Genomic DNA, 25,816 nt, shown 5'->3' on the forward strand with positions numbered 1-25,816 from the left:
GGCGCTGCCTAGAACAGAATTCCCTGTGGCATGCGGATCAGCAGGATTTCGGCCATCAGGAAGTACATTGCACTGACAATGACACAGCCTGACAGCAGGTGAATGACGATGCCGCGCGCAGGCAGGCCGTCGTAATTGGCAATCGCGATCAGGGCGAAAAAGGCGATGATGCCCGCCGCCAGAAACCCGATAAAGGGAATGGCGGCAATCCAAAGGCCCATCGCCACAATCAGGCCGATGCGACGCGGTGTTGATTCAGAGCCTGATTTCGATCCTGATTCCGACCCCGGCGCGCCATTGGTGGTTTTAACCGCGGGTTTGCGCAGGATATTGATCAGAACGAAAATGGCGGCAAAGGCGATTAAGGCCGAGGCAATGGTGGTTGGAAAGACCGAACCCATCGGCGTCATGGAAGGTGTTTGCGACAGCGCCCAGGCGCAAATCACGATCAGGATCACGGCAACAAGGGTGCCTGCCATGTCACGTGGTTGCGAGAGAAGGCCGGTTTTGGGAATGGTCGCGGATGCCTGTGCATCGCCCATAATGTCGCGGCCGGGGTTTTCTGCCGCCTGTTTTGCCAGTTCGCGGTTCTTTTTGCGATGGGCGTAAAACGGATAGAGCAGGGTGAAAACGGCCAGCGCGATGATGCCCAGGCTGATGGGGCGACCAAAAAACATGGTGGCAATTTCGCTGCGGGCATTGCCGATAAGATAGGATTGCACAAATCCCTGTTCGGCGATCTGACCCAGAACCAGGCCCAGAACGATGGGCGAGGGGGCAAAACCACAGCGGTTCAAAATCCAGCCGACAATGCCCAGCCCGAACATCATTTGCACATCGTGGATGTTGCTGTGAATGGCAAAGCTGCCAATGATGGTCAGGAAGGCGATGGTCGGGACCAGCATGGTTTTCGGGATCGATGCGATGGATTTATAGGCATAGCGCCCGATCAGCAAACCGGCTGGCAACATCAGAAGCGTTGCAATCAAAAGCCCGAAAATGAAGGTGTAAACAATTTCGCCCTGCTGGGTAAAAAGGGTCGGGCCGATTTTGATGCCCTGCACCAGCAACGCCCCGAGAATAATGGCATCGGGCGGGGTGCCGGGAATGCCCAGAACCAGTGTTGGAATAAACCCGCCGCCAACCGTGGCATTATTGGCCGTTTCGGTGGCGATAACGCCATCAGGTGCGCCTTTGCCAAACTGTTCGGGGGTTTTGGATGACCGGCGCGCTTCGGAATAGGAAACCAGCCCGGCAACCGACCCGCCCGCACCGGGCAGAACACCAATTACCGTTCCCAGGATCGAGCTTCGGATTACGTTGAATTTGCTGTTCCAGGCAATGCCCAGGGCCTCGAACAGGCGAATGCCGCGATTGCCGTCTTCGATTTTCAGATGCGGGTCGCGGGTTGCGACCAGATCAATCAGAACCGGGATGCAGTAAAGGCCGATCAGGGCGGAAACAATGTCAAAGCCGCCCAGCAGAATCTGGCTGTTCATGGTGAAGCGCAGATCACCACCAACAACGGCAACCCCGACCATGGCCAGCATCAGGCCAAGGCAGCCACCCATAAGGCCCTTTAAGGTATTGCCAACCGAGAGGGCGGAAATCAGGGTCAGGCCGAACATGGCCAGCCAGAAATATTCGGGCGGCCCAAAGGCCAGCGCGATTTTTGCCAGCGGTGGCGATAACAGCAGCAGAAACACACCCCCGACAAGACCGCCAAAGACAGAAGATAGCGTTGCCAGTGTTACTGCAAGGCTGCCATCGCCACGTTTGGCCATCGGGAACCCGTCAAAGGTTGTGGCAATTGCCGACGGGGTGCCCGGTGTATTGACCAGAATGGCGGCAAAGGCACCGCCATAAATGGCACCGGTATAGATCGCGCCCAGCGCAATCAGCCCGGTGGCAGGATCCATGGTAAAGGTAAACGGGACCAGTACGGCCACCGCCATGGTGGCGGATAATCCCGGCAATGCCCCAATGACAGTGCCCAGAATCACGCCGCCCAGCGCCATGAGAATATTGAGCGGCGTTAGCGCGCTTAACAGATAGCCAAGCAATTCCATGTTGGTGGTTCTCCCTGATCCCGTTTCTTTTTATCAGCGGTTGGCGATGCCGAGTTTTTCGCCGATTGCGCGGTATTCTTTTTTCTTTTGCGCAACAAAATCAGCCATTTTGCTGTAGGGCACGTCGGTCAGCACAAAACCGGCATCTTCCATCTTTTTGATGAATTCCGGGTTCTGGTTGATTTTGGTGACGATGTCCGAAAGCTTCTGGCGCACGTCTTCGGGGGTGGATTTGGGCACGGCAATGCCGCGATAAGCACCACCAACCAGGTCAAACCCCAGTTCCTTGAAGGTCGGAACATCGGGGAAGGCCTTGACGCGTTCTTCGGAGGCCACGGCAAGCATGCGCATGCCATCACCGTTATTCACACCTGATGTGACATAGTTGAAACCAGCCGTTACCTGGCTGCCAAGAATGGCGGTAACAGCCGGGCCGGTGCCACTGAAGGGGATATAGGTGGTGGTGATGCCAGCAAGGTCGTCAAACTGGGTCTGGCCGATCTGGTTGGCGGAATTGGACCCCGAACCACTGAACGTCACCATGCCGGGATTGGCCTTGGCATAGTCGATCAGTTGCTGAAGATTTTGAAATTCGCTGTCTTTGGGAACGAAAAGGGCATTGGGCGTATAGTGAAAATAGTTCACGGCCACCAGGTCGTCGGTTTCATAGCCGACATCCTTTTCCATTGGCTGCAACACGGTGTGGGGCAGGTTGATGCCCATCAGGGTGTAGCCGTCACCATCCATGGAATTAAGCTGTGACCAGGCCTGTGCGCCACCGGCACCGGCCATATATTGAATGACCATTTGCTGGCCGGTGATCTGTTCAAAATAGGGTTGCTGGAAACGGGCCGAAACATCGGATTCACCGCCCGCATTGAAGGGCAGGATCAGATTGACGGTTTTTTCCGGGTATTGGGCAAAGGCTGGGCCGGCAATCAGGGTTGCGGCAAAGGCTGCTGCCAGAGCTAGCTTACGCATTGGTATTCCTCCCTAATGATTAAGATCCACACGACGCGCCGTTATTGGCGCAATCGGTGCCGAAACCGGGGAAAGCATTGTTATTATTGGCGATACCCGGAATACGGAGTCTTCCTCAGTCCATATGCCTGCAGGGCCGGACCCCGGCTGTAGGATGCCGTTTGCAGGTTCCGGGACTGAATTTGGACCATTGAAGTGTAGATTTATTATTCGTTTAGTATAATTTCTGAATTTGCATTTCATTAAGTCGCTGAGGTTAATAATGTCGTCGGATAGTGATTTGGGGTTTTTTGTGTTGCTGGCGCGCAAGGGCAACCTTTCGGCAGCCGCACTGGAATTGAACCTGTCGCCCCCGGCGGTCAGCAAACGCCTGGCAAAACTGGAAGACAGGCTGGGTGTGCGCCTGATGAACCGCACCACCCGTCGGATCAGCCTGACCAGCGAGGGCGAGGCCTATTTTCAAAGTGCAATCAAAATCATGCGCGAGATCGAGGATCTGGAGCAGCGCGTGGCAACCGCGCGTGAAAACCCCAAGGGGTTGTTGCGGGTTAACGCGACCTTTGGTTTCGGGCGGGAATATCTGGCCCCGGTGATTTCGGAATTTTCGCACCTGTATCCCGAGGTTGAGGTGCAGCTGGTGTTAAGCGATGCGCCGATCAATCTGGTCGAGGAGGGGTTTGATATTGGCATCTGGTTTGGTGGTTTGCCCAATTCGCGCCTGCGCGCCCGCAAGTTGCAGGATAACCGGCGTTTTTTATGTGCTGCCCCGTCCTATCTGGCGCGGCATGGGACGCCGCGCACCCTGGCGGATTTAAACGAGCATAACTGCATCATCCTGCGCCAGGATAATGCCAGTTACGACCTGTGGCGCCTGCAACGCGGCCAGTATTCCGAAACGGTGCGCGTACATGGCACACTGAGCAGCAATGATGGTGAAATTGCCCTGAAATGGGTGCTGGACGGGCACGGCATCATGCTGCGGTCCGAATGGGATATTGTCCGCCATGTGGATGCCAATCGCCTGCGGCTGGTACTGCCGCAATATGCACAGGTAGATGCCGATATTTATGCCGTTTATCCCGAACGGCACAATGTTTCGGCCAAGGTGCGCATTTTCATTGATTACCTGTACCGGGAATTGCAGGCGGCACGCAGCGATGAAAAAGGCGATTTGTCCTAAAACCGTTTGCCGTTTGCCGTTGGTCAGGTGCAGGTTGCCGTGCCGTGCCGTGCCGTGCCGTGCCGTGCTGGGCTGGACTGGGTGAAAGTGAAAGCGCTTTCACTGCGCGGCACTGGCCCCGGATCGGGCAACAGGAATAAACACATGGAAGGTGGCACCCTGGCCCGGTTTGCTTTCAACCCAGATGCGGCCATGGCAATGTTCGATCACGTGTTTTGAAATGGCAAGGCCAAGGCCCGACCCCGACGGACGCGGTTTGTCGCCGGGATATTTGCCGCCGCGGGCGAATTTGTTGAAAATCAGGTCGGCTTCGTCATCGGCAATGCCTGCCCCGTTATCGGAAATGGTAACAAGGTAGCCATCCTTGTGCGTTGCGCCGCGCACAAAAACTTCGGGTTTGTCGGGATCGGCAAATTTGGCGGCATTTGATAACAGGTTGATAAAGACCTGTGTTAACCGGTCGCGATCGACAAACAGATTGACCGTATCACCACCGATATCGACCATCAGCCGGGCATCGCGGTTGTTAAACAGGCCTTCAAGGGCGTCGATGGTTTCGCGCAAAACCGCCTTCGGGTCGACATTGCCTGGTTGCCAGTCCGAATGACCGGCTTCCAGGCGGGCAAGGTCCAGGTGATCATCGATCAGGCGGGTCAGGCGTTCGCTTTCGCGGACAATGACATTCAAAAAGCGTTCGGTGCGTTCGGCTTCAAGTTCCGGGGTGTCGACCAGAATTTCCGAAAATGACCGGATCGAGGTTAAAGGGGTGCGAAATTCGTGGCTGACCATTGTCAGGAATTCGTCCTTTAAGCGGTCGAGTTCCTTGAGGCGGTCATTGGCGGCGCGCAGTTCGGCGGCGGCGCGTTCCAGTTCGCGCGATTTTTGTTCCAGCCGCTGGGAATGTTCAATCACATGTGATGTTTCTTCGAGAATTTCGAGGACTTCATCCAGACTGACCATTTCGCCCTTGGCAACGGATGATACCATCACACGCGCCGATGCCGCCCCGATGGAACCGGCCAGCAAACGTTCGCTAAAGGCGATCATGTCAGCATTGGCTTCGCCCTTGCCGCGCCAGGCCGTATGCCGCGATGTGCCATAATCGCGAAAGGCATGATAGGCGCGTTCCCGGCCCAAAAACCGTTCCACCAGTTCGTAAAGGTCATCAATGGTGGCGGATGACCGCCAGATAACAGTTTCGCCACCCTTGCGCGAAAAGGCATCGACAAACAGGGTGGCCTGGATGCGTTCCAGCCCGCCCTGGCTGGTAAACAGGCTAACCACAATAAAGCACCCGGCATTGAGCGCCATTGACCAGATCAGTGCGTGGGTCAGGGGGGCGAAATGGTCCAGGCCAAACAGGGCTTCGGGCCGTAGCCACGGGTGACCAAAGGCACCGTCGGTGATCAGTTTCGGGTCGATCCAGCCGGAATCGGCAAAGGATGGCAAAAGCAGCGTATAGGCCCAAATGGCAAAACCGGCCGTAAGCCCGGTAAGTGCGCCAGTTTTGGTGCCGCCCTTCCAGAACAGCCCGCCCACCATGATGGGAATGAATTGCGCGGTGGCGGCAAAGGATATCAGCCCGATTTCCGCCAGGGCATCGCCCGCCCCGGCGGAGCGGTAATAGATATAGCCCATAAACACCACCAGCACGATTGATGCACGGCGGATGAACAATAACAGGCCGGTCAAATCGTCGCGTTCGGTAAGGCGCAGCCAGCGCAGGCGCAAAAGGGCGGGAATGACCAGATCGTTACACACCATGGTCGAAAGCGCGATGGCGGCCACAATCACCATGCTGGTACTGGCCGAAAGCCCGCCGACATAGGCCACCAGTGCCAGTAGTGATTGCCCCTGTGACAGGGGAACGGACAGCACGAAAAAGTCGGGATCGGCCCAGTCAGGCAGAAGGCCCATGCCCGCCAGCGCGATGGGCAGGACAAACAGGTTCATGAGCAGCAGATAGGCGGGAAAGGCCCAGGATGCGGTGGCAAGGTGGCGTTCATCGACATTTTCCACCACGATCACCTGAAACTGGCGCGGCAGGGTTAAAATTGCCGCCATCGACAGCGCCATCAGGGTGAACCAGCGTGTGCCGCTTTCGGGTTGCAGTTTTAAAAGGCTGGCTGTGCGTGGCACTTCGCTGGCCTGGTGAAACAGGTCGCCCAGCCCGGAAAACATGAAAAAGCAGACAAAAATGCCCACGGCCAGCAGGGCAAACAGTTTGACCAGGCTTTCAAAGGCGATGGCCGCAACCATGCCTTCGTGATGTTCGTCGGCATCGATAAAGCGGGTGCCAAACAGAATGCCAAACAGGGCCAGACCCGTTGCCGCCCAAAAGCCGCTATCGGCAAAGATATGCGAAGTGGAGACAAACGGCCCGGAAACCGAACTGCCCCAAACGGTTAAGACGGTATAGCTGGTGGCGACCGCCTTTAATTGCAGGGCGATATAGGGGGTGGTGCCAATGACCGCAATTAATGTGACCAGTACGGAAAGCTGGGTGCTTTTGCCATAACGCGATGAAATGAAATCGGCGATTGATGTGATGCGGTGTGCCTTTGAAATGCGCAGCATTTTGCGCAGCAAAAACCACCAGCCGAGGAAAATAACCGTCGGCCCCAGATAGATGGTCAGATATTCAAGCCCGTTGCGCGCAGCCGACCCGACCGCGCCATAGAAGGTCCAACTGGTGCAGTAAACCGCGATGGAAAGCGTGTAAACCGTGGGGTTGCGCACCCAGGAGCGCCCGGCACGCGCGCGTTTATCGCCCCACCAGGCAATGGAATATAAAAGCCCGACATAAATAAGCGATACGGCGATAACGACCTGGGATGACAGCACCGGTTATAAGTCCCCCTGCTGTTGCGCGCTTTGCCGTAATTTGCGGGTGATCCAGGCGCACAGGGCAATGAAGATTGCCCAGCCAGCAAAGAAATAGACAAACAGAACCGGCAGGCCAAATACCGCCCCATCCAGCGAGAACACACCCACGAGGGGCGGCACCCACGCCAGAAAGGCCGTCAAGGCAAGAACAAGGGCACGTTCGGTCAGCTTTGCTGGGGGTGTCATGGCAACCTGCCTGTTGAAAGGATCAGGAGGACGAGGACGGAGTGGAAGACGGGGAGGCCGTGGTGGCGGTGGATAAATTGCGGGCCAGCAGGGCCTTTACGCGGGCGACAACATCGCGGGTGGAAAAGGGTTTGGTGACAAAATCATCCACGCCAAGTTCCAGGCCCTTGCGACGGTCAATTTCGCGGGTGCGCGCTGTCAGCATCATGATGGGCACATGTTTTGTCTGGTCATTGGCGCGTATGGTGCGGGCAACATCAAAACCATCGCGTCCCGGCATCATGACATCAAGCAGGATCATATCGGGTATGTCCTGGCCTATCATGTCAATCGCGCTTTGCCCGTTGGTGGCAATGCGCACGCTAAAGCCTTCCTTTTCCATCAGAAAGGCCAGGGATTCGACAATGGTTTCTTCGTCCTCCGCAATCAGGACCGTTGGTTTGTCGGTCACGACGTTCTCCCCGATTTTGGTTTTTTATAAAGTCGACCTTAAGGTATTTCGGCCTTTTGTTTTATTCGACTTTAGGGTGTGCCGGGATATCGCGCAATCCTGTTGATGTTTGCATTTTCCGCTGTGGTTTGATCCGTTCGGGTTTGGCAAGGGGGGTTCAGGTGGCGGTGTTTAAAGGTTCCGCCGGGGCGTGGGCACGTTGCAGGCAATCGGTTCGCGGGCACTGGCGGCAATTGATGCCAACGGGGATGGCGCTTTTGGCATCATCAAGCGACAGGCCATCGGCATAGACGACATCGTGGGCAAAGGCGGTGTCACAGCCGATCATTACCGAATGCACCGATTGCGGCACGCGATAGCCGCCATTGCCGGTGCGCACCGCGCGGGCCACAAACAGATATTGGGTGGTGTCGGGCAATTGTACAAGTTGCGGCACGACCCTTTCCGGGGTCAGGTAGGCTTCGTGAATGGCCCATCGCGGGCAGGCCCCGCCATAACGGGGCAATTGCAGGCCCGATGCCGAAAAACGTTTGGAAATATTGCCGGCAATATCGGTGCGCAAAAAGTGAAACGGGATGCCTTCCTGCCCGGGGCGGCGAAGGGTTGTCAGGCGGTGGCATATCTGTTCCCAGCTTGCGGCAAAACGCTGCTGGAGCATTTCGATATCATGGCGCAGTTCGCGGGCTTCGTTGCAGAAATTGTCATATGGAAACAGGATGGCCGCGGCGAGGTAGGAGACAAGCGCCTGTCGCGCGCGGTTGCGTGCGGCATCGGTTGTCAGGCGTGATGACTGAATGATGCCGTCAACCGCATCGGCCCCTTCGAGGTGGCAAACCGCGCGTGCGGCCAAAAAACGGGCCGATGTAATGGGCAGGGCACGTGAAAATTGCAGGCGGCGGTTTTTTCCATCCCAGATATGGCCGGTTGCGGGCAGGTCTTCGGGGCGCAGGCGTTCGACCGTGACTGAATGGCGGGACTGCAAATGATTGATCAGGTCGGTTAAAAACAGGCCGCCTGAACGGTCGATCCCGGCGCGAAGGGTTTCGGCACAGTCTTCGAGGATCGGGAAATGGTTGGCATTGTCATATAAAAGGTCATCGACTTCCTCGGACGGGTTGGCAGCAGGGCGACCGGCAGCGCCCCTTTCCAGAAAGCTGAAAATTTCGGTGGCGGATTCAGCCAGCCGTTCGGATTCCCGCACCAGTGTTGCGTTGAAACGGTCCCGCTGGGCGGCAGACAGATCGTCGTAATGTTCAAAAATTTCGGCAACGGTGCGGATTGATGTGATGCGCGTCAGGATCGAATGGCTGGCCTCGGTCAAATAGGGATCGTGGCTGAGGCGTTCGGACAGCATATCGACATCATCAAGGGTGCTGCGATAGGCGCGATACAATTGCAGCATGGCATTGACCACGCCGGGGCCTGCGGAAATAACGCTGGAAAATTCCCGGCGGTCCAGCGGGGTATCGCGAAAGACCGGGTCCGATGCCAGTTCGCCAAGATCCGATAGCAGGCGGCTTTCTTCGGAACCTGACAGGGTGGATGGGTGAATTTGCAGGGCTTCGGCCAGGCGCAGAAGCAAACCACCGCCAATGGCACGGCGGTTATGTTCAATCAGATTAAGATAGGACGCCGAGATGCCCGCTGCCCCGGCGAGTGCGGTTTGCGTCATTCCCATATCCTTGCGACGGCCACGAATGCGGTGGCCAATGGGTGCCTGGCGGGCCATGGGGCGTCCTTATTTTTGACAAAATTTACAAATTTTCAGAAGGGCTATCCATATTTTTACAAAAAAAATGTTCTTTATCAACCTGTTGTTGATTTCTTTTCTGACCGTCCCCATTGTCTTTTCAGGTCGCATAACAAAACACCCAACACAATCCCGGCCTTTGCATTTCACTGAAACGCATCCCAGCAATTGGGGAGGAACCCTATGTCCGAGAATAAAATCATTCGTAATGTTTCACGCCGTACCGTTCTGAAGGGGTCGGCTTTGACGACGGGGGCGGCAATTATCGGTGCGACCGCGCCGATGCATTTTATCCGTAATGCCTATGCTGCTGATTCATTCCGTGGTGATCCGGGGAATGGCAAAAGCATCGTTCTTGGCTTTAACGTGCCGCAGACCGGCCCGTATGCCGATGAAGGTGCCGATGAATTGCGTGCCTACAAACTTGCTGTCAAACACCTTAATGGTGAAGGCGACGGTGGTATGCTCAATACCATGAAGCCCAATAACCTGAAGGGGAACGGCATTCTGGGCAAGAAGGTCGAATTTGTGACCGGCGATACCCAGACCAAATCGGATGCGGCCCGTGCATCGGCCAAGCGCATGATCGAAAAAGACAATGTCGCGATGGTTACCGGTGGGTCATCGTCGGGTGTGGCGGTTGCCGTGCAGGGTCTTTGCCAGGAAATGGGCGTTATTTTCATGGCCGGTCTGACCCATTCCAACGACACGACGGGCAAGGATAAAAAACGTTATGGCTTCCGCCATTTCTTCAATGCCTATATGTCGGGCCAGGCCCTGGCGCCGGTGCTCAAGGATGAATATGGTACGGACCGCAGGGCATATCACCTGACGGCAGATTACACCTGGGGCTGGACCCAGGAAGAATCGATCAAGGCGGCAACCGAAAATATCGGCTGGCAGACCGTCAATACCGTGCGGACCCCGGTGGGTGCGGGTGACTTCTCGCAATATATTACCCCGGTTCTCAATTCCGGTGCCGATGTCCTTATTCTGAACCACTATGGCAAGGACATGGTCAATTCCCTGACCCAGGCGGTTCAGTTTGGCCTGAAGGACAAACAGGTCAACGGCAAGCAGTTTGAAATTGTCGTGCCGCTTTATTCCCGCCTGATGGCACAGGGTGCCGGCGATGCCGCCAAGGGCATTCTGGGGACGACGAACTGGCACTGGTCGCTGACGGATGCGGGCTCGCAGGCGTTTGTGAAATCCTTTGGCCAGGAATACGGCTTCCCGCCGTCACAGGCGGCACACACCTGCTATGTGCAGACCCTGCTTTATGCCAATGCCTGCGAAATGGCCGGGACCTTTGCTCCGTGGGAAGTGATCAAGCAGCTTGAAGGTTACGAGTTTGACGGGATGGGCAATGGCCCGACCCTGTATCGTGGCGAAGACCACCAGTGCTTCAAGGATGTGCTGGTTGTGCGCGGTAAAGAAAAACCGCAAAGCAACTTTGACCTTCTTGAAGTCGTCAAACAGGTGCCGCGTTCCCAGGTGGAATATCCGGCCGATATGTTTGGCGGGGAACTTGGCCCGTACAAGGTCTGATCCGTCTGGCTTGCATATTCTGGTGCCGGGGCATGTTCCTGGCACCAGAACCCTTTCTTCGGGCCGGTTCCTGCGGTCCCGGTCCCCAAATAGACTTTAAATAGACTTTGTGGCGGATAGCTCATGGATGCGATTTTTCTGCAAATCCTGAACGGATTGGACAAGGGCGGGGCCTATGCCCTGATTGCCCTTGGTCTGACGCTGGTGTTCGGTACGCTTGGCGTGGTCAACTTTGCCCACGGCGCGATTTTCATGATCGGCGCGTTTTGCGCCGTCACGATGGAAAAAATTCTCACCCTGTCGGTCAAGGTCAAGGACCCGTCGGTTACTTTCTTTGATGCCTACAAGGAAACGCCGTATCTGGAGCTGTGGTTTGGCGATACCGGGTCGGCGATTATTGACTGGGTGGTGCCGATTTCCATTGTCATTTCCATTCCGGTGATGCTGGGTCTTGGCATTCTGATGGAACGCAGCCTGATCCGCTATTTTTACAAGCGGTCCCACGCCGAACAGATCCTGGTGACCTTTGGCCTGGCCATTGTGTTGCAGGAACTGGTGAAAACCTTTTTCGGGGCCAATCCCATTCCTGTCAGCGCGCCCGACATTGTTGCCGGTTCTGCCGCGATCGGAAGCTGGATCGGCCTGAGTGACGCGGTGGTGTATCCGTGGTGGCGTTTGATTTATCTGCTGTTTTCCGTCGTGATCATTTCGTCCGTCTTCTCGTTTTTGAATTTCACCACCTGGGGCATGGTTGTGCGTGCCGGTATGGCGGACCGTGCCACGGTGGAACTTCTGGGCATCAATATTGAACGCCGCTTTACCATTGTTTTTGGTCTGGCAGCGGTGGTCGCGGGTCTTGCAGGTGTGATGTATACGCCGGTCCTGCCCCCGGATTATCACCAGGGCATGGATTTTCTGGTTCTGTCCTTCGTCGTCGTTGTGGTGGGCGGTATGGGCTCGCTGCGCGGGGCGGTCGCGGCTGGCTTCCTGCTGGGGATTTTGCAGTCTTTCTCCTCGATGACCGAGGTAAAGGCGATCATTCCCGGCATTGACCAGATCATTATCTATCTGGTGGCCGTCATCATCCTGCTGACCCGTCCGCGTGGCCTGATGGGCCGCCGGGGCGTGATGGAGAACTGACATGTCAAACACGCAAATTGCCACGCCGCGCCAGGACCTGATTTATATGGTCGTGCTTTCGGCCGTTGTTCTGACTATGCCGCTCTGGTTGCAGCCCTTTGGCGCGGCTTACCCCGACCTGATGCAGAAATTCATGATTTTTGGCATCTTTGCTGTCGGCTACAACATTCTGTTTGGTCTTACCGGCTATCTTTCCTTTGGCCATGCCGCCTTTCTTGGGGTGGGGTCTTATACGGCTGTCTGGTCGTTCAAGCTTTTGTCGATGAATGTGGTGCCGGCGATTATCTTTGCCATTGTTCTGTCGGGGCTGTTTGCCTGGTTGATCGGGTATGTATCGCTGCGTCGTTCGGGCATTTATTTTTCGATCCTGACCCTGGCCTTTGCCCAGATGTCCTATAACCTGGCCTATTCGGTGCTAACCCCGATTACCAACGGGGAAACCGGCCTGCAGCTTGCCCAGGCGGACCCGCGTGTACTGGACCGTATGGCGGGGATCGAGGCAACATCGGGCCTGCCATCGACCAACCTGTTTGGTTTGGACGGCACGGGCTATACCGGGTTTTATATTTGTGCGGTGATCCTGATCATTTCGTTTTTCATCGCACTGCGCATTTTCCATTCGCCCTTCGGTTTGAAGCTGCGCGCCATTAAATCCAACCAGACGCGCATGTCCTATACCGGCTATCACACGCGCCCCTATCTGCTGACGGCCTTTATCATTTCGGGGATGTATGCCGGGCTTGCCGGTTCGCTTCTGGCAATGACCGACCCGCTGGCCGGGGCTGAACGCATGCAATGGACGGCATCGGGCGAAGTTGTTCTGATGACGATTTTTGGCGGGGCAGGCACGCTGATTGGTCCGCTTCTGGGTGCGGGGCTGATCAAGTATCTTGAAAACATTTTTTCGGCCTTCAACGATACGGTTTTGCACAATGTGCTGTCGTTCCTGCCAGACTGGCTTAACAACATTCTGACCGCGATTATCAGCCCGTTTGTCGGCGAAGGCTGGCAGTTGCTGCTTGGGATTGTGTTTATGCTGATCGTGATCTTCCTGCCGGGCGGGTTGATGGAAGGTTTGGGCAAAATCCGCCGCGCGATCCGCGACCGGGGGCAGAAACCGGCCGATGGGGCATCTTCCGACAAACAGCATTCCACCGAGGAGGCGTGATCGATGGGTAATGTCATTTTGGATGTCACCGACGTCAACAAGCACTTTGGCGGATTGCAGGCGTTAACCGACATCAACCTTCGGGTGGAAGAAGGCACTGTTCATGCCATTATCGGCCCGAACGGGGCGGGTAAATCGACCTTTCTGAACGTGATTGTCGGCAGGTTAACCCCCAGCCGCGGGCGGGTGTTGCTGGGTGATCAGGTTTTGACGGGCAAGCAGCCCCACGAGATCAACCAGCTTGGCGTTGCGCGTGTGTTTCAGACGCCGGAGATTTTCCCGGATTTAAGCCTGCTGCAAAATGTCATGATCCCGGCCTTTGCCAAACGTGACGGGCAATATGAATGCGGCATTTTCAAAAGCCTGTTTGGCGAACGCAAAATTCGCGAGGAAGCCGAACATATCCTTGAAGATGTCGGGTTGATTGCGGACCGCGATAAAATTGCCGGTTCGATGTCGCGCGGGGATAAACGCCGCCTGGAACTTGCCATGTGCCTGATCCAGAACCCGAAACTGTTTTTGCTTGATGAGCCGACAGCAGGCATGTCGCGCCATGACACCAACCGCACGATCGAGCTTTTGCAGCGCATCAAGCAGCGCGGCATGACCAAGATCATTATCGAACATGACATGCATGTGGTGTTCAGCCTGGCTGACCGGATCAGCGTGCTGGCACAGGGGGCGATTATTGCCGAAGGCACGCCCGAAGAAGTGCGCAACAATCCCAAGGTCAAGGAAGCCTATCTCGGAGGAGAATCCCTATGAATGCACAGGTGCCAAAAACCAAGCCGGTTCCTGCTCGCGGGTCGTCTCCGGCGTTTTTCTCGGTCTGGGATGTTCATGCCTATTATGGCGAAAGCTATATTGTGCAGGGTGTCAGCTTTGATATCCGCGAAGGCGAAATTGTTGCCCTGCTGGGGCGTAACGGGGCGGGAAAAACATCCACGCTGCGTACACTTGCCCGCATGGCCAACCCCGAACTGAAACATGGGGAAATCTGGCTTGATCACCAGCCTTTGCACGATATGAAAGCCTGGCAGGCGGCGCGTATCGGTTTGCAACTGGTGCCCGAAGACCGCAGCATCATTCCCGGCCTGACGGTGGAACAGAACCTTGAACTGGCGCAAATCGCCCCGCCGCATGGCTGGAGCATCCAGCGCATTTACGAACTGTTTCCACGCCTGGGTGAACGGCGCTTGCAGGAAGCCATTACCCTGTCGGGCGGTGAACAGCAGATGCTGGCCATTGGCCGTGCCCTTGCCCGCGATATCAAGATTTTGCTGCTTGATGAGCCTTATGAAGGGTTGGCACCGGTGATTGTGCAGGAAATTGAAAAAACACTGCAAAGTGTGAAGGAACTGGGTATCACCACCATTATTGTCGAGCAGAACGCCATTGCTGCCCTGAAACTGGCGGACCGCGCGATTATCATGGATAGCGGGCAGGTGGTGTTTGATGGCACCTCGCAGGAGGTGCTTGATGACCCGGAACTGCGTGACCAGTATCTGGCGATTTGATCAGGGGCTGTTTGCTAAGCCAGACACAAAACTAATCCGGTAGGGGAGCCCGCAAGCGGGGAAAGGGGACCAGTATTGGGGGATACTGGCCCCTTTTTTGTGTCTGCGGCGCGGGGAATAGATGGTGGGTGCGAGAGGGGGCCAGGGCAAGGGCGTGGCTAGCATGCGTACCGGCAATGGCGCGCAGTTGATCTTGAGCGTGTCTTAGCGTGCCTTGGCGTGCCTTAGTGTCCCTTAACGCGGCAGCGGCCAGCCGGTTTTACATGCCGTATCAATATTTTCGCGCCGCAGGCCAATATCATCAAGCAGGGCGGTGGGGGCATGTTTTAGAAAGGCCGTGTCGCGGGCAATTTTTCGGTGTTCGCGCCAGCGATGCCCGAAAAAGGGGAACCACGCCAGAATGCCTGAAAACAGGTCTGGCAGGTGGCCAGTCCCGTTGCGGGCATGACGGGTTACATGGTCAATATGGGTTGGCATATATCCTGGCATGGCGGTGGCTCCCAGTTTGCTAATGAAGGAACGGAGCATTTCCGAACCTGTTGCAGACTAGAATTTCGGCGGATTGAACGGGTCGCAAAGTCGGGCAATTCTTGCGGTTTTTTCGCAAAGATTGCCGAAAAACGATTTCTTTTTGCAATGCGGTTCGGCCATTGTCGCACCGCAAGGTTCAGGCCGTTGAAAAGGTGCAATAACGGGCCATGCCAGATGGGCTTTAGGGGATTGATGCAGCAGGTTTGGGAGTAAGGGTTGTGGCGGCACTTGATCAGTTTGATCGCAAAATATTGGCGCTGTTGCAGGAAAATGCGCGCCTGACGGGAAGCGAGCTTGCCGAGAAAGTCGGGCTTTCGGCGGCGGCCTGTTTGCGCCGGGTGCAGCGGTTGCGCGAAACCGGCGTGATCGAACGCGACATCGCCATTGTTGACCCGCGCGTGTTTGGCAAACGCATGACGGTGATTGTGTTGTTGACGTTAAACAGCGACCGCCATGACCGTTATCAGTTGTTGCGGGCCGAACTGGAAAAAACGCCTGAAATTACCCAGTGCGACCATGTAACCGGCGCCCATGATATTGTGTTGCGGGTGCAGGTTGCCGACATGGAGGAATATGCCGCCTTTGTCGACCGTGTGTTGGTGCGCCCCTATATCAAACGCTATGAAAGCCTTGCGGTGCTGGGGCATATCAAGTGAGGCATCCCGGTTTTGCCGGTGACAAAGAAAAACCGGCGGGAAATACCGCCGGTAAAGTTTGGGGATTTGGGGGAGAAGATGAAAAAGGCGATCAGCGAATGTCGCTGCTGGTGCCAAAACGTTTTTTGCCGGTAATCATGGCCCGAACCAGATTTTCGCGATGATGGTAACTGGCCATCACCACCCCGGCCAGATGGGCAATCACAAGGGCCAGCAGAGTATTTGCCAGAATTTCGTGGCTGTCCTGCACCCAGGCAACGCCCCAGAAGGCATCGGTTGTTTGCATGTAACCCGTGGTTGCCAGAAGCGCCATGCAGCCCAGTAGCGCCAAAATCATGGCACCCCCGGCGGGGTTGTGGCCCAGATAGCGTTCAGCCTTGCCTGAGGGAATATCGCGCAGATATTGCAGGGTTTTGTCAGGGCCGTGCACAAACTGGGTAAAGCGGGCATAGTGGGGGCCGACAAAGCCCCAAAGCAGACGAAAGCCAATCAGGCCAGCGGCACAGTAACCGGCAATTTCATGCAGGTTCTTGATCTGGTTTGCGCTAAGCCATGCCACCGCAAAAGAGGTAACCAGGCTCCAGTGAAAGATGCGAACCAGCGGGTCCCAAACTTTTACGGTGGCTGCCATGATCAGTCCCCGTCTTTTTTGTTGATGGCTTCAAGGGTTGCCGGGTCAAAGAAGGTTTCAACGCGCTCGCCTTTGTCATCAACGGCGTAAACTTCATAGCAGCCATCTTCGGTTTTGATGCGCTTCACATTCCAGCCCTTGGCTTCAAGCATGGTTTGAAGGGCTTCGGGTTTTTGCCACTGGTCAGCAGGGGCATTGCAGCCAACTTCGTCGGCAGACGCGATGGAAGGCAGAAAACCGTAAGAGGAAAGAGCAACAACAGCGGCGAGAATTTTCAACATTGAGAGCATCCTTGAAAACAGGGGTGTGTGAACAAGGGCAATTTGGCGCTGTTGCCTGACAGTTGGCTGAATTGCAGGATTTGTGCCTTCAGCCTGGTGTCAGGAAGGCTGTGATCGTGGGTGGGAATTGGGGGCAGGCATAAAAAAACGGCGGAACATGCCCGCCGTTTTTGAGAATTCAAATGGTGTGTGCCGTTATCAGCTTGCGAAATCGAGGTCGCGGTCGCCGTTGGCATCCTTGATGCGGGTCGGAAGACCCATATGGTTCAAAAGATGCAGGAACGGTTTGGCCGGCAGTTCTTCGATATTGGCCATTTTCTTCACATCCCATTCGCCCGATGCGATCAGCATGGCTGCCGCCACCGGCGGAACACCGGCGGTATAGGAAATGCCCTGGCTTCCGACTTCTTCGTAGGCTTCCTTGTGATCCGCCACGTTGTAAATCAGAACTTCGGTTTCCTTGCCGTCCTTGGTGCCTTTTACTAGGTCGCCAATGCAGGTTTTACCGGTGTAATTGGGGGCCAGCGAGCTTGGGTCCGGCAGGCAGGCCTTAACGACCTTCAGCGGCACAACTTCCTGGCCTTCGGCGGTCAGGACCGGCTTTTCGGACAGCAGGCCGATATTTTTAAGCACGGTAAAGACATTGATGTAATGGTCGCCAAAGCCCATCCAGAAACGGACATTGGGAACATTAAGATTCTGCGAGAGGGAATGAACCTCGTCATGGCCGGTCATGAAGGTCTGGCTTTCGCCAACCACCGGCATATCCCAGATTTTCTTGACCTCGAACATCTTGTTCGACTGCCACTGGCTGTTCTGCCAGGAATAAACCGTACCGGTAAATTCGCGGAAATTGATTTCCGGGTCAAAGTTGGTCGCGAAATATTTGCCGTGGCTACCGGCATTGATATCGATGATATCGATGGAATCGATTTTGTCGAAATAGTCTTCAACAGCCAGTTTGGCATAGGCATTGACCACACCGGGGTCAAAACCAGCGCCCAGAATGGCCGTTACGCCTGCTTTTTCGCATTCTTCGCGGCGTTTCCATTCATAGTTGGCATACCAAGGCGGCGTTTCGCAGATCTTGTCCTGTTCTTCGTGAATGGCAGTGTCAAGATAGGCCGCGCCAGTGGCGATACAGGCCGACATAACCGGCATGTTGATAAAGGCAGAACCGACATTGATGACGATCTGGCTGCCGGTTTCGCGGATCAGCGCTGCGGTTGCATCAACATTGGTTGCATCAAGCGCATGGCCTTTAAGGACGCCATCCGCATTTTTAAGGTTCTGTTTGGCGTGGACTGAGTCAATGATCGCCTGGCATTTCGCAACGGTACGCGAAGCAATATGGATATCACCAAGTACGTCGTTGTTCTGTGCGCATTTGTGGGCCACGACCTGGGCCACGCCACCGGCACCGATGATGAGAACGTTTTTCTTCATTTCAGGCCAAAAACTCCCTTTGTAAAACAGGTTAAATGTGTGGGTTCAGCCCTTAGGACAGGCTGGAAACGTAGTCATTGAAGTCAAATTCCCGAACAAGGCGTTCGGTTCCGTCAAGTTCACGAATGGCGATCGAGGGCATGCCAACCCCGTTAAACCAGTTCTTCTTGACCATCGTGTAACCGGCAGCATCCTGAATGGAGATGCGGTCGCCGATTTCGATTTTGTTTTCAAAGCGAAATTCGCCAAATACATCGCCTGCAAGGCAGGATTTGCCGCAGATCATGTATTCATGGTCGCCCGTATTGGGGCTTACCTTTGCATTTTCACGGTAAATCAGCAAATCGAGCATGTGGGCTTCGATCGAGCTGTCGACGATGGCAAGGTTTTTGCCGTTAAACAGCGTATCGAGCACGCTGAGTTCAAGGGTCGTGCTTTTCGTGATCGAGGCTTCACCCGGCTCGAGATAAACCTGCACGCCGAATTTTTCGGAAAATTCCTTCAGGCGGGCGCAGAATTTATCGAGCGGATAGTTCTCGCCGGTAAAATGAATGCCGCCGCCCAGGCTGACCCAGTCCACGCGCGAAAGCAGGCTGCCAAATTTGGTTTCAATATCGCCCAGCATGCTGTCAAACAGGTCAAAATCGGAATTTTCACAGTTATTGTGAATCATGAAGCCCGAAATTTTGTCCATCACCGCCTCGACCTTGGCGACATCCCATTCGCCAAGGCGCGAAAACGGGCGGGCCGGGTCGGCCAGATCAAAGCTGGACGAGCTGATCATGGGGTTCAGGCGCAGGCCACGAACGATCCCCGATGCCTGATCGGCAAAACGGTTAAGCTGGCTGATGGAATTGAAAATGATTTTATCGGCATTTTCGATGACCTCGGCAATTTCCCCGTCGCTATAGGCAACGCTATAGGCGTGGGTTTCCTTGCCAAATTTTTCACGGCCCAGTTTGACTTCGTAAAGCGAGGAAGACGTGGTGCCATCCATGTAATCGGCCATGAAATCAAAGACCGACCAGGTGGCAAAACATTTAAGGGCGAGCAACGCCTTCGCGCCGGAATGTTCGCGCACATAGGCGATCTTTTCCATGTTGCGCAGAAGTTTGGCCTTATCGATGAGGTAATAGGGCGTGTGCAGCATCGTCTTCTAGTTCCTTGACCCAGGGCCCTGTTTGCAGGGACCGAAATACAATGCGGAAAACGTTCGTTTTGCGCGAAACGTTTCCAGTCAGCTTTGGCGTCCAAGCCCGGTGCGCGCCAACGAATTTACTGTCATCACGGGCGGGCATTTTCTGCCGCGATCACGTGTGCCGCGACCCAATAGCAGCGGGGGGCGTGGTGGTCAACACTATCACCGCATTGCTGCCTTATATGGTGATGGGGACAAAAGGTGCCGTTAACAAGGCACTGTGGGTTTTTTGCCGCTAATTCATTGAATTTATGCCGGAATTTATATCGTGCAACTGCCAGGTTTCGGTTTGATGAAACTTGATGGCGTTGCGGGGCTGTTACTGGCGGCAAACACCATGATGGATCGTGGATGACGCGGCTCTGTGCGACCGACGGGGCCTTTGCCCGGAAAACGGTGGGATGCCTGCATTACGGGACGGGCCAGGGGTGCTGAAACTGGCAGTGCATCCTTTGTGCTTGACGGGGTGAAAAGTTTATTGTACCGATCGGTTTACAGTTTACCGATTGGTACAATAAAAATGCCAATCCAGCAAAGGAGCCGAAAATGTCTGATCTGCGCCAACCCCTGCCGCCCTTTACCCGTGAAACCGCCATTGAAAAGGTACGACTGGCCGAAGACGGCTGGAACAGCCGCAACCCGGAACGGGTGTCGCTGGCCTATACGGAAAATAGCGAATGGCGAAACCGGGCCGAGTTTGTAACCGGGCGGGAAGAAATCGTTTCGTTCCTGACCCGCAAATGGAACAAGGAGCTGGAATATCGCCTGATCAAGGAATTGTGGGCCTATGAGGGAAACCGCATTGCCGTGCGTTATGCCTATGAATATCGTGATGATTCGGGTAACTGGTATCGCGCCTATGGCAATGAAAACTGGGAATTTGCCGATAACGGGCAGATGCAGCGCCGGTTTGCCTGCATAAATGACATGCCGATCCGCGAAGAAGACCGTAAATTCTTCTGGGATCGTTCAGGCCCGCGCCCGGCCGACCATCCGGGGCTGACTGAATTGGGATTATGAGGACCAATGCCTAAAATTGTCGCCGAACGTGCTGATGTTATTCCGGTTCTTGCCGAGATTTTTCGGGAAAACGGATTTGAAGGGGCCAGTCTTTCGCTGATTGCCCGGGAAACCGGGCTGGGCAAGGGAAGCCTTTATCATTTCTTTCCCAAGGGCAAGGAACAGATGGCAAGTGAAGTGCTGGGCGAGATTGATGGCTGGTTTGAAAGCCGGGTGTATCGCCCCCTGCGCGAGGGCGATGACCCGGCAAAAGCCATTCGCACCATGTGCGACGAGGTTGATGCCTATTTCCGGTCCGGGCAGCGGGTTTGCCTGATCGGGGCATTTGCCCTTGATAATGTGCGGGACCGTTTCAGCCTTGCCATTCGCGATTATTTTGCCCGCTGGCAGCAATCATTGGCTGATGCGCTGATGCGCATGAACCATGATGCCAGGCAGGCAAATGACCTGGCCGAAGATGCCGTGCTGAGCATTCAGGGGGCATTGGTGCTGGCGCGGGCCATGGATGACAGCGGGGTTTTTTCCCGGGCAATGGCACGGGTGGCAGCCCGGTTGAATGTCTGAGGGGAGCGGGCAAAGCTGTTAAGGGCAAAGGTTTTTCTGCCGCCTTGTGAAGGTATGGCCACTTGATTGGCACATTTGCGTGCCTAAATTTTAAAGTGGTGATGGGGTTCACCCAGAACATACCAAGCGACAAAAGAGGAGGCGCACATGCCCGCACCTGTCAGCGTCGATCACTTGGCCTTTCCCGCGCGCGATCTTGCGGCGACAGACGATTTTTATTCCCGGGTTTTAAAGGCAACACTTGTTCATGCCGAAAGCGGCTATAGCCCGTCCTGGAAAAGCGATTATCTGTTAATTACTTTTGCGTTGCCCGATGGCACGCGCCTTTCATTTTATGACTGGCCTGCTGATAACGGCCCCTATCCCGATGACCGGGAAATGCCCCACGATGTTTTTCATATCGGGCTGCGCTGCAATAGCGGACAGGATGTGATTGCCTGGCAAAACCACCTGTTTCAGCACCGGGTGGTTTACCACAATGAAGATGATGGCAGGTCACGCCGCCTTTTCATCCGTGATCCCAATGGCATCCGGTTCGAGATTTTTGCCGCCGAAAAGGCGAAATCCAGCCATGACCACCAGGATGAAGCCCGCGCCATTTACGAGGAATGGCAGAAAATAGCTGCCCGGTAAGTGCGAGCCGGTGGGCTTTGGTGTTGTGACGTTTTGACGGTCTATCACTGGCCGGAAGCCCGCAAGCTCGCAAGCCCGCAAACCCGTAAGGTGTGTTTCGTGCTTTGCCCGTTATTTGCCGGATTTGTCAGGGCAGGGGCCGGTGCTTTGGCGGGTGATCAGTTCGGTTGGTACGATCACCGGGGCATTGGCACCTTCGGGTGTGGGCAGGGTTTTATCAAGCCGTTCCAGAACCAGGGCAATCGCCTGTTCGCCCAGGCGGCGGCGGGGTTGGCGAATGGTGGTGAGGGGCGGGTCGTAATTGGCGGCAAAGTGAATGTCGTCAAACCCCACCACGGAAATATCGCGCGGTACATTCAGCCCCAGTTCCTTGGCCGCGACAATGGCCCCGATAGCCATGCCGTCACTGGCACAGAAAAACGCCGTGGGCGGTGTTGCCGATTGCAGCAATTGCCGGGCTGCACGGATACCGGCCTCGATCCCGAAATCGGGTGAATATTCGACATGGGCGAACTGGCGAATGCCCGCTTCGGTCATGGCTTCGTGAAAGCCGGCGACGCGGTCGATGGTCAGGATGTTTTTGGCTGGCCCGGCAATATGGGCAATGCGGGTGTGGCCCAGCCCGGTTAAATGCCGGGTGGCATCGCAGGCAGCCTGCTGGTTATCGATAATAACCGTGGGCAGGTTGCTGCCGGGGATGCGTTCGCACACGGCAACAACAGGCGGTGCGCCAGTTTGCGGGGCCTGGGACAGGGGCGATGGCAAATGCCCGTTTAGCAAAATCATCGCATCGGCCTGGTTGCTGCGCAAATAGGCGGCATAGGTGGCTTCGCGTTCGGGGTCATTTTGTGTATCGCCAATCAGCACATTATAGCCCGCCCGCGACGCACCCTGTTCAATACCCGACAGGATTTCAGCGAAAAACGGATTGCCGATATCAGGCACCAGCAAAAGGATCATGCCCGACCGGCTGAGCCGCAGGTTCCGCGCCATGACATTGGCGGTGTAACCTGTTGCCGCGATGGCATGTTGCACCTTTTCGCGCGTGCGCTGCGAGACAAGCTGTGGCTTGTGCAGGGCACGGCTGACCGTGGCGATGGATACGCCGGCCTCGCTGGCAACATCTTCGATCGTGGCAATCTTTTCGTTCATGCCTTTTCCTACTCCGCCCGGTGGGGCGGGTCCATCGTTTTCAAGTGCTGCATTTGCCAGAAACCGGCTTTGTCCAGCCGGGCTTTATGCCCTGCTTGGCCGCAGCATGCAGCAATATGTGTAACTTTCTTTCAAAAACACGATAAAAAGTGAAATGTAAAGGTTTACATTTTAAATGAAAACGTTTACACGGGTTAAATAACGATGTGATCGCAAAAATGCGACATTTGGGAGGTTCTGTTCATGACGGATCCGGCTGTCAGCCTGACCGGGGTGGGGCAGACGCGAAAATTGCGTTTGTCCGGGCAGGATATTTGCAAGTCCTTTGGTCCTGCACAGGTGCTGCACGATGTTTCGATCGGTCTTTATTCCGGCGAAGTGCATGCTCTTCTGGGTGAAAATGGTGCTGGCAAATCCACGCTGGTTAAAATTCTGTCGGGGTATCATCAACCCACAAGCGGGCAGCTTGTGCTTGATGGGCACAAAACCGGCTTTGCCAATAGTGATGCGGGTGAAAAGGCCGGTGTGATCCTGATCCATCAGGAATTGAACCTGGCCGAACAGCTGACGGTCGAGGAGAACATTTTCCTGGGCCGTGAAATGACCCGTGGCTGGTTTTTGGACAAGGTCGCCATGCGATCCCAGGCGCGCAGCCTGCTGGACCGGCTTCAATGCGATATTTCGCCCGAGACGCGCATTCGCGACCTGTCGGTGTCGGACCGGCAGATGGTGGAAATTGCCAAGGCCCTGTCGAAAAATGCCGATATCCTGATTTTGGATGAACCAACCGCCGTTTTGACCGGGCGCGAGGTTGATATCCTGTTTGGTCTGATCCGGCGTTTGCGCGCGCAGGGCGTTGCCATTCTTTATATTTCCCACAAGCTGGACGAGATCAAGGCGATTGCCGATATGGTGACGGTGTTGCGCGATGGCCGCCATGTCGCCACCCATGCCGTTGCCGATATCAGCAAGGATGACATGGCCCGCCTGATGGTGGGGCGTGACATTGCCCAGATGTTCCCCGACCGTGTGGCAGATGAACAGGCGCCGGTGGTGTTATCGGTGCGCAATCTTTCGGTGCCAGGCATGGTTCATGATGCCAGCTTTGATTTGCGCAAGGGCGAGGTTTTGGGCTTTGCCGGAATTGTCGGTGCCGGGCGCACCGCGCTGATGGAAGCCATTATCGGCCTGCGCCCGCAAAGTGGTGGCACGATTGCCCGCAATGGCAGCGATGTTGCGATTGCATCGCTGTCGGATGCCAAGAAATACGGCATTGCCTACCTGACCAAGGACCGCAAGGGCCGGGGGCTTTTGCTGAATATGGATATGCGCCCGAACCTGACCTTGCTGGCGCTGGAAAAGTTCGGAAGCCCGCTGATCAGCCGCAAGGCCGAAGAAGACGCGCTGGAAAAAGCGATTGCCGCCTTTGATATCCGTGCAGCGGACAGCAAAACCCGCGTTGGTGATTTTTCGGGGGGCAACCAGCAAAAACTGCTGCTGGCCAAGGTCATGGAAACCGACCCGGATATCGTGATCATCGATGAACCCACACGCGGCATCGATATCGGCACCAAAAGCCAGATTTACCATTTTATCGGCGATCTGACCGCGCAGGGAAAATCGGTGATTTTGCTGTCATCGGAAATGCCCGAAATGCTGGGCCTGTCAGACCGGATCGCGGTGATGGCGGCCGGGCGCATTACCGGCATTCTGTCGGGTGATGATCGCAATGAACATGAAATCATGCGCTATGCCACCGGCATATCAGATAAAAACGGAGCGTCCCCCTATGAGCCGTCCTGACAACAAGGCACTGCCGGCAACGACCGGTTCGCGCGTTCCCTTTCATATCGATTTCAAGGCCATTGGCCCGTTTGTGGCGCTGATTGTGCTGTTCGTTTTGGGAACCGCCATTAACGAGGCCTTCCTGAGCAGCGGCAACCTTTCCAATATTTTCACCCGGTCATCCTTTATCGGCATCATTGCCGTTGGGGCGACATTCGTGATTACGGCGGGGGGCATTGACCTGTCGGTTGGTTCGATGGCGGCCTTTATTGCCGGGGCCATGATCATGGTGATGAACGGGCTGGTGCAATCCATCGGGCCGGGTGTTGAAACGGTGCTTATTGGTATTGGTGTCAGCATTGTGCTGGGTATTGGTGCCGGTGCGATTAACGGCCTGGTCAGCACACGCGGCAAGATCGAGGCGTTCATCGTTACCCTGGGGACAATGGGGCTTTATCGGTCGCTTGTGACCTATATGGCGGATGGCGGCACGCTGTCGCTTGATTTCGGGGTGCGCGGTACCTATCGCCCGGTTTATTACGGCGATGTTCTGGGCATTCCCATGCCGGTTCTGGTGTTTTTGGGTGTCGCCATTATCGGCTATGTCCTTTTGAACATGACGCCGTTTGGCCGCAAATGCTTTGCCATTGGATCAAACGAACAGGTTGCCCTGTATTCGGCGATCAATGTCGACCGGGTAAAGACGCTGACCTACATCATCCAGGGTCTGTGCGTTTCCATTGCCACCATCATTTATGTGCCGCGCCTGGGTTCTGCCTCGTCCTCGACCGGGGTGTTGTGGGAACTTGAGGCGATTGCTGCCGTGATCATTGGCGGGACGATGCTGAAGGGCGGTTATGGCCGCATCTGGGGCACCGTGGTCGGGGCACTGATGCTGACCACCATTGGCAATATTCTTAATCTGACAGATGCCATCAGCAATTATCTGAACGGGGCTGTTCAGGGGCTGATCATTATCGTTGCCGTGTTTTTGCAGCGCGGGGACTGGCGACGCAAGAAAAACTGAAACGGCGAAAAACGCC

General features: G+C 55.5%; 24 protein-coding genes. 12 read left to right on the forward strand and 12 right to left on the reverse strand.

Annotation, left to right across the window (positions count from 1 at the left end; translation table 11 throughout):
* Window positions 1-8: 8 nt before the first annotated feature.
* Window positions 9-2,069, reverse strand: coding sequence for a tripartite tricarboxylate transporter permease (locus CSC3H3_RS02665; RefSeq protein WP_101283527.1), 2,061 nt, complete (start codon window positions 2,067-2,069; stop codon window positions 9-11).
* Window positions 2,070-2,102: 33 nt separating this feature from the next.
* Entirely contained in the window at window positions 2,103-3,050 is a 948-nt protein-coding gene (locus CSC3H3_RS02670; protein ID WP_101263658.1) for a tripartite tricarboxylate transporter substrate binding protein, read from the reverse strand.
* 262 nt (window positions 3,051-3,312) lie between these two features.
* Between CSC3H3_RS02670 and CSC3H3_RS02675 the strand changes: the two genes are divergently transcribed.
* A complete protein-coding gene (locus tag CSC3H3_RS02675; RefSeq protein WP_101283529.1) occupies window positions 3,313-4,230 on the forward strand; it encodes a LysR family transcriptional regulator in 918 nt (305 codons plus the stop codon).
* A gap of 99 nt (window positions 4,231-4,329) precedes the next feature.
* On the opposite strand, the gene CSC3H3_RS02680 is transcribed toward CSC3H3_RS02675, so the two are convergent.
* From CSC3H3_RS02680 to CSC3H3_RS02695, 4 genes are all read right to left on the reverse strand, one after another.
* Window positions 4,330-7,074 carry a sensor histidine kinase gene (locus CSC3H3_RS02680; RefSeq protein ID WP_101283531.1) on the reverse strand — a complete coding sequence of 915 codons (2,745 nt, stop codon included), beginning with the start codon at window positions 7,072-7,074 and terminating at the stop codon, window positions 4,330-4,332.
* A 3-nt stretch (window positions 7,075-7,077) separates the two neighbouring features.
* Window positions 7,078-7,302, reverse strand: coding sequence for a hypothetical protein (locus tag CSC3H3_RS02685; RefSeq protein ID WP_101263661.1), 225 nt, complete (start codon window positions 7,300-7,302; stop codon window positions 7,078-7,080).
* 22 nt (window positions 7,303-7,324) lie between these two features.
* Window positions 7,325-7,753: a response regulator transcription factor gene (locus CSC3H3_RS02690; protein ID WP_245881248.1), complete on the reverse strand. Its 429-nt coding sequence runs from the start codon at window positions 7,751-7,753 to the stop codon at window positions 7,325-7,327.
* A 157-nt stretch (window positions 7,754-7,910) separates the two neighbouring features.
* The gene (locus CSC3H3_RS02695) at window positions 7,911-9,482 is read right to left on the reverse strand and encodes a helix-turn-helix domain-containing protein (RefSeq protein WP_101283533.1); all 1,572 of its coding nucleotides are present in this window, start codon (window positions 9,480-9,482) and stop codon (window positions 7,911-7,913) included.
* Between the two features lie 204 nt (window positions 9,483-9,686).
* Here CSC3H3_RS02695 and CSC3H3_RS02700 point away from each other — a divergent pair, with 204 nt between their 5' ends.
* The 5 genes from CSC3H3_RS02700 to CSC3H3_RS02720 all read left to right on the forward strand — a co-directional run bounded on the left by CSC3H3_RS02700 (window position 9,687) and on the right by CSC3H3_RS02720 (window position 14,876).
* The gene (locus tag CSC3H3_RS02700; protein WP_172963387.1) at window positions 9,687-11,051 is read left to right on the forward strand and encodes an ABC transporter substrate-binding protein; all 1,365 of its coding nucleotides are present in this window, start codon (window positions 9,687-9,689) and stop codon (window positions 11,049-11,051) included.
* Between the two features lie 123 nt (window positions 11,052-11,174).
* Window positions 11,175-12,191 (forward strand): branched-chain amino acid ABC transporter permease, encoded by a 1,017-nt coding sequence (locus CSC3H3_RS02705; RefSeq protein WP_101263663.1) that lies wholly within the window; start codon window positions 11,175-11,177, stop codon window positions 12,189-12,191.
* A 1-nt stretch (window position 12,192) separates the two neighbouring features.
* Window positions 12,193-13,359 carry a branched-chain amino acid ABC transporter permease gene (locus CSC3H3_RS02710; protein ID WP_101283535.1) on the forward strand — a complete coding sequence of 389 codons (1,167 nt, stop codon included), beginning with the start codon at window positions 12,193-12,195 and terminating at the stop codon, window positions 13,357-13,359.
* 3 nt (window positions 13,360-13,362) lie between these two features.
* Window positions 13,363-14,124, forward strand: a complete 762-nt coding sequence (locus tag CSC3H3_RS02715; RefSeq protein WP_101263665.1) for an ABC transporter ATP-binding protein — start codon at window positions 13,363-13,365, stop codon at window positions 14,122-14,124.
* Window positions 14,121-14,876, forward strand: coding sequence for an ABC transporter ATP-binding protein (locus CSC3H3_RS02720; protein ID WP_101263666.1), 756 nt, complete (start codon window positions 14,121-14,123; stop codon window positions 14,874-14,876). The genes CSC3H3_RS02715 and CSC3H3_RS02720 overlap by 4 nt, the downstream gene beginning before the upstream one ends.
* Window positions 14,877-15,110: 234 nt before the next feature.
* Here the strand turns inward: CSC3H3_RS02720 and CSC3H3_RS02725 are convergent, their stop codons facing one another.
* Window positions 15,111-15,365, reverse strand: a complete 255-nt coding sequence (locus tag CSC3H3_RS02725; protein ID WP_157831809.1) for a hypothetical protein — start codon at window positions 15,363-15,365, stop codon at window positions 15,111-15,113.
* 260 nt (window positions 15,366-15,625) lie between these two features.
* Between CSC3H3_RS02725 and CSC3H3_RS02730 the strand changes: the two genes are divergently transcribed.
* Window positions 15,626-16,063 carry an Lrp/AsnC family transcriptional regulator gene (locus CSC3H3_RS02730; protein WP_245881249.1) on the forward strand — a complete coding sequence of 146 codons (438 nt, stop codon included), beginning with the start codon at window positions 15,626-15,628 and terminating at the stop codon, window positions 16,061-16,063.
* 91 nt (window positions 16,064-16,154) lie between these two features.
* Here the strand turns inward: CSC3H3_RS02730 and CSC3H3_RS02735 are convergent, their stop codons facing one another.
* The 4 genes from CSC3H3_RS02735 to CSC3H3_RS02750 all read right to left on the reverse strand — a co-directional run bounded on the left by CSC3H3_RS02735 (window position 16,155) and on the right by CSC3H3_RS02750 (window position 19,571).
* Window positions 16,155-16,694: a cytochrome b/b6 domain-containing protein gene (locus CSC3H3_RS02735; protein WP_101283541.1), complete on the reverse strand. Its 540-nt coding sequence runs from the start codon at window positions 16,692-16,694 to the stop codon at window positions 16,155-16,157.
* A 2-nt stretch (window positions 16,695-16,696) separates the two neighbouring features.
* A complete protein-coding gene (locus CSC3H3_RS02740; protein WP_101283543.1) occupies window positions 16,697-16,975 on the reverse strand; it encodes a PepSY domain-containing protein in 279 nt (92 codons plus the stop codon).
* Between the two features lie 198 nt (window positions 16,976-17,173).
* Complete coding sequence (locus CSC3H3_RS02745) at window positions 17,174-18,421, reverse strand: saccharopine dehydrogenase family protein (RefSeq protein WP_101283544.1); 1,248 nt, start codon at window positions 18,419-18,421, stop codon at window positions 17,174-17,176.
* A 52-nt stretch (window positions 18,422-18,473) separates the two neighbouring features.
* On the reverse strand, window positions 18,474-19,571 hold the full coding sequence (locus CSC3H3_RS02750; RefSeq protein WP_101283546.1) for a carboxynorspermidine decarboxylase: 1,098 nt from the start codon (window positions 19,569-19,571) through the stop codon (window positions 18,474-18,476).
* A gap of 594 nt (window positions 19,572-20,165) precedes the next feature.
* Here CSC3H3_RS02750 and CSC3H3_RS02755 point away from each other — a divergent pair.
* The 3 genes from CSC3H3_RS02755 to CSC3H3_RS02765 all read left to right on the forward strand — a co-directional run bounded on the left by CSC3H3_RS02755 (window position 20,166) and on the right by CSC3H3_RS02765 (window position 21,836).
* Window positions 20,166-20,639 carry a nuclear transport factor 2 family protein gene (locus tag CSC3H3_RS02755; protein ID WP_101263674.1) on the forward strand — a complete coding sequence of 158 codons (474 nt, stop codon included), beginning with the start codon at window positions 20,166-20,168 and terminating at the stop codon, window positions 20,637-20,639.
* A gap of 6 nt (window positions 20,640-20,645) precedes the next feature.
* Window positions 20,646-21,203: a TetR/AcrR family transcriptional regulator gene (locus CSC3H3_RS02760; protein WP_101283548.1), complete on the forward strand. Its 558-nt coding sequence runs from the start codon at window positions 20,646-20,648 to the stop codon at window positions 21,201-21,203.
* 147 nt (window positions 21,204-21,350) lie between these two features.
* A complete protein-coding gene (locus CSC3H3_RS02765; protein WP_101263676.1) occupies window positions 21,351-21,836 on the forward strand; it encodes a VOC family protein in 486 nt (161 codons plus the stop codon).
* A gap of 111 nt (window positions 21,837-21,947) precedes the next feature.
* Here the strand turns inward: CSC3H3_RS02765 and CSC3H3_RS02770 are convergent, their stop codons facing one another.
* The gene (locus tag CSC3H3_RS02770) at window positions 21,948-22,988 is read right to left on the reverse strand and encodes a LacI family DNA-binding transcriptional regulator (RefSeq protein WP_101283550.1); all 1,041 of its coding nucleotides are present in this window, start codon (window positions 22,986-22,988) and stop codon (window positions 21,948-21,950) included.
* Window positions 22,989-23,231: 243 nt separating this feature from the next.
* On the opposite strand from CSC3H3_RS02770, the gene CSC3H3_RS02775 reads away from it, so the two are divergent.
* Both CSC3H3_RS02775 and CSC3H3_RS02780 read left to right on the forward strand, forming a co-directional pair.
* Window positions 23,232-24,791: a sugar ABC transporter ATP-binding protein gene (locus tag CSC3H3_RS02775; protein WP_101283552.1), complete on the forward strand. Its 1,560-nt coding sequence runs from the start codon at window positions 23,232-23,234 to the stop codon at window positions 24,789-24,791.
* Window positions 24,778-25,800, forward strand: coding sequence for an ABC transporter permease (locus CSC3H3_RS02780; RefSeq protein ID WP_101283554.1), 1,023 nt, complete (start codon window positions 24,778-24,780; stop codon window positions 25,798-25,800). Before CSC3H3_RS02775 ends, CSC3H3_RS02780 begins: the two co-directional genes overlap by 14 nt.
* Window positions 25,801-25,816 lie beyond the last annotated feature (16 nt).

It is taken from the genome of Thalassospira marina, assembly GCF_002844375.1.
GTDB lineage: Bacteria > Pseudomonadota > Alphaproteobacteria > Rhodospirillales > Thalassospiraceae > Thalassospira > Thalassospira marina.

What these genes read in the sequence shown, in the direction of transcription:
- CSC3H3_RS02715 (WP_101263665.1), top strand. Translation starts at nt 13,363, where the DNA reads ATGGGTAATGTCATTTTGGATGTCACCGACGTCAACAAGCACTTTGGC.
- CSC3H3_RS02765 (WP_101263676.1), top strand. Translation starts at nt 21,351, where the DNA reads ATGCCCGCACCTGTCAGCGTCGATCACTTGGCCTTTCCCGCGCGCGAT.
- CSC3H3_RS02750 (WP_101283546.1), bottom strand. Translation starts at nt 19,571, where the DNA reads ATGCTGCACACGCCCTATTACCTCATCGATAAGGCCAAACTTCTGCGC.
- CSC3H3_RS02695 (WP_101283533.1), bottom strand. Translation starts at nt 9,482, where the DNA reads ATGGCCCGCCAGGCACCCATTGGCCACCGCATTCGTGGCCGTCGCAAG.
- CSC3H3_RS02720 (WP_101263666.1), top strand. Translation starts at nt 14,121, where the DNA reads ATGAATGCACAGGTGCCAAAAACCAAGCCGGTTCCTGCTCGCGGGTCG.
- CSC3H3_RS02755 (WP_101263674.1), top strand. Translation starts at nt 20,166, where the DNA reads ATGTCTGATCTGCGCCAACCCCTGCCGCCCTTTACCCGTGAAACCGCC.
- CSC3H3_RS02665 (WP_101283527.1), bottom strand. Translation starts at nt 2,069, where the DNA reads ATGGAATTGCTTGGCTATCTGTTAAGCGCGCTAACGCCGCTCAATATT.
- CSC3H3_RS02700 (WP_172963387.1), top strand. Translation starts at nt 9,687, where the DNA reads ATGTCCGAGAATAAAATCATTCGTAATGTTTCACGCCGTACCGTTCTG.
- CSC3H3_RS02740 (WP_101283543.1), bottom strand. Translation starts at nt 16,975, where the DNA reads ATGTTGAAAATTCTCGCCGCTGTTGTTGCTCTTTCCTCTTACGGTTTT.
- CSC3H3_RS02710 (WP_101283535.1), top strand. Translation starts at nt 12,193, where the DNA reads ATGTCAAACACGCAAATTGCCACGCCGCGCCAGGACCTGATTTATATG.
- CSC3H3_RS02725 (WP_157831809.1), bottom strand. Translation starts at nt 15,365, where the DNA reads ATGCCAGGATATATGCCAACCCATATTGACCATGTAACCCGTCATGCC.
- CSC3H3_RS02770 (WP_101283550.1), bottom strand. Translation starts at nt 22,988, where the DNA reads ATGAACGAAAAGATTGCCACGATCGAAGATGTTGCCAGCGAGGCCGGC.
- CSC3H3_RS02780 (WP_101283554.1), top strand. Translation starts at nt 24,778, where the DNA reads ATGAGCCGTCCTGACAACAAGGCACTGCCGGCAACGACCGGTTCGCGC.
- CSC3H3_RS02705 (WP_101263663.1), top strand. Translation starts at nt 11,175, where the DNA reads ATGGATGCGATTTTTCTGCAAATCCTGAACGGATTGGACAAGGGCGGG.
- CSC3H3_RS02735 (WP_101283541.1), bottom strand. Translation starts at nt 16,694, where the DNA reads ATGGCAGCCACCGTAAAAGTTTGGGACCCGCTGGTTCGCATCTTTCAC.
- CSC3H3_RS02670 (WP_101263658.1), bottom strand. Translation starts at nt 3,050, where the DNA reads ATGCGTAAGCTAGCTCTGGCAGCAGCCTTTGCCGCAACCCTGATTGCC.
- CSC3H3_RS02675 (WP_101283529.1), top strand. Translation starts at nt 3,313, where the DNA reads ATGTCGTCGGATAGTGATTTGGGGTTTTTTGTGTTGCTGGCGCGCAAG.
- CSC3H3_RS02760 (WP_101283548.1), top strand. Translation starts at nt 20,646, where the DNA reads ATGCCTAAAATTGTCGCCGAACGTGCTGATGTTATTCCGGTTCTTGCC.
- CSC3H3_RS02745 (WP_101283544.1), bottom strand. Translation starts at nt 18,421, where the DNA reads ATGAAGAAAAACGTTCTCATCATCGGTGCCGGTGGCGTGGCCCAGGTC.
- CSC3H3_RS02685 (WP_101263661.1), bottom strand. Translation starts at nt 7,302, where the DNA reads ATGACACCCCCAGCAAAGCTGACCGAACGTGCCCTTGTTCTTGCCTTG.
- CSC3H3_RS02775 (WP_101283552.1), top strand. Translation starts at nt 23,232, where the DNA reads ATGACGGATCCGGCTGTCAGCCTGACCGGGGTGGGGCAGACGCGAAAA.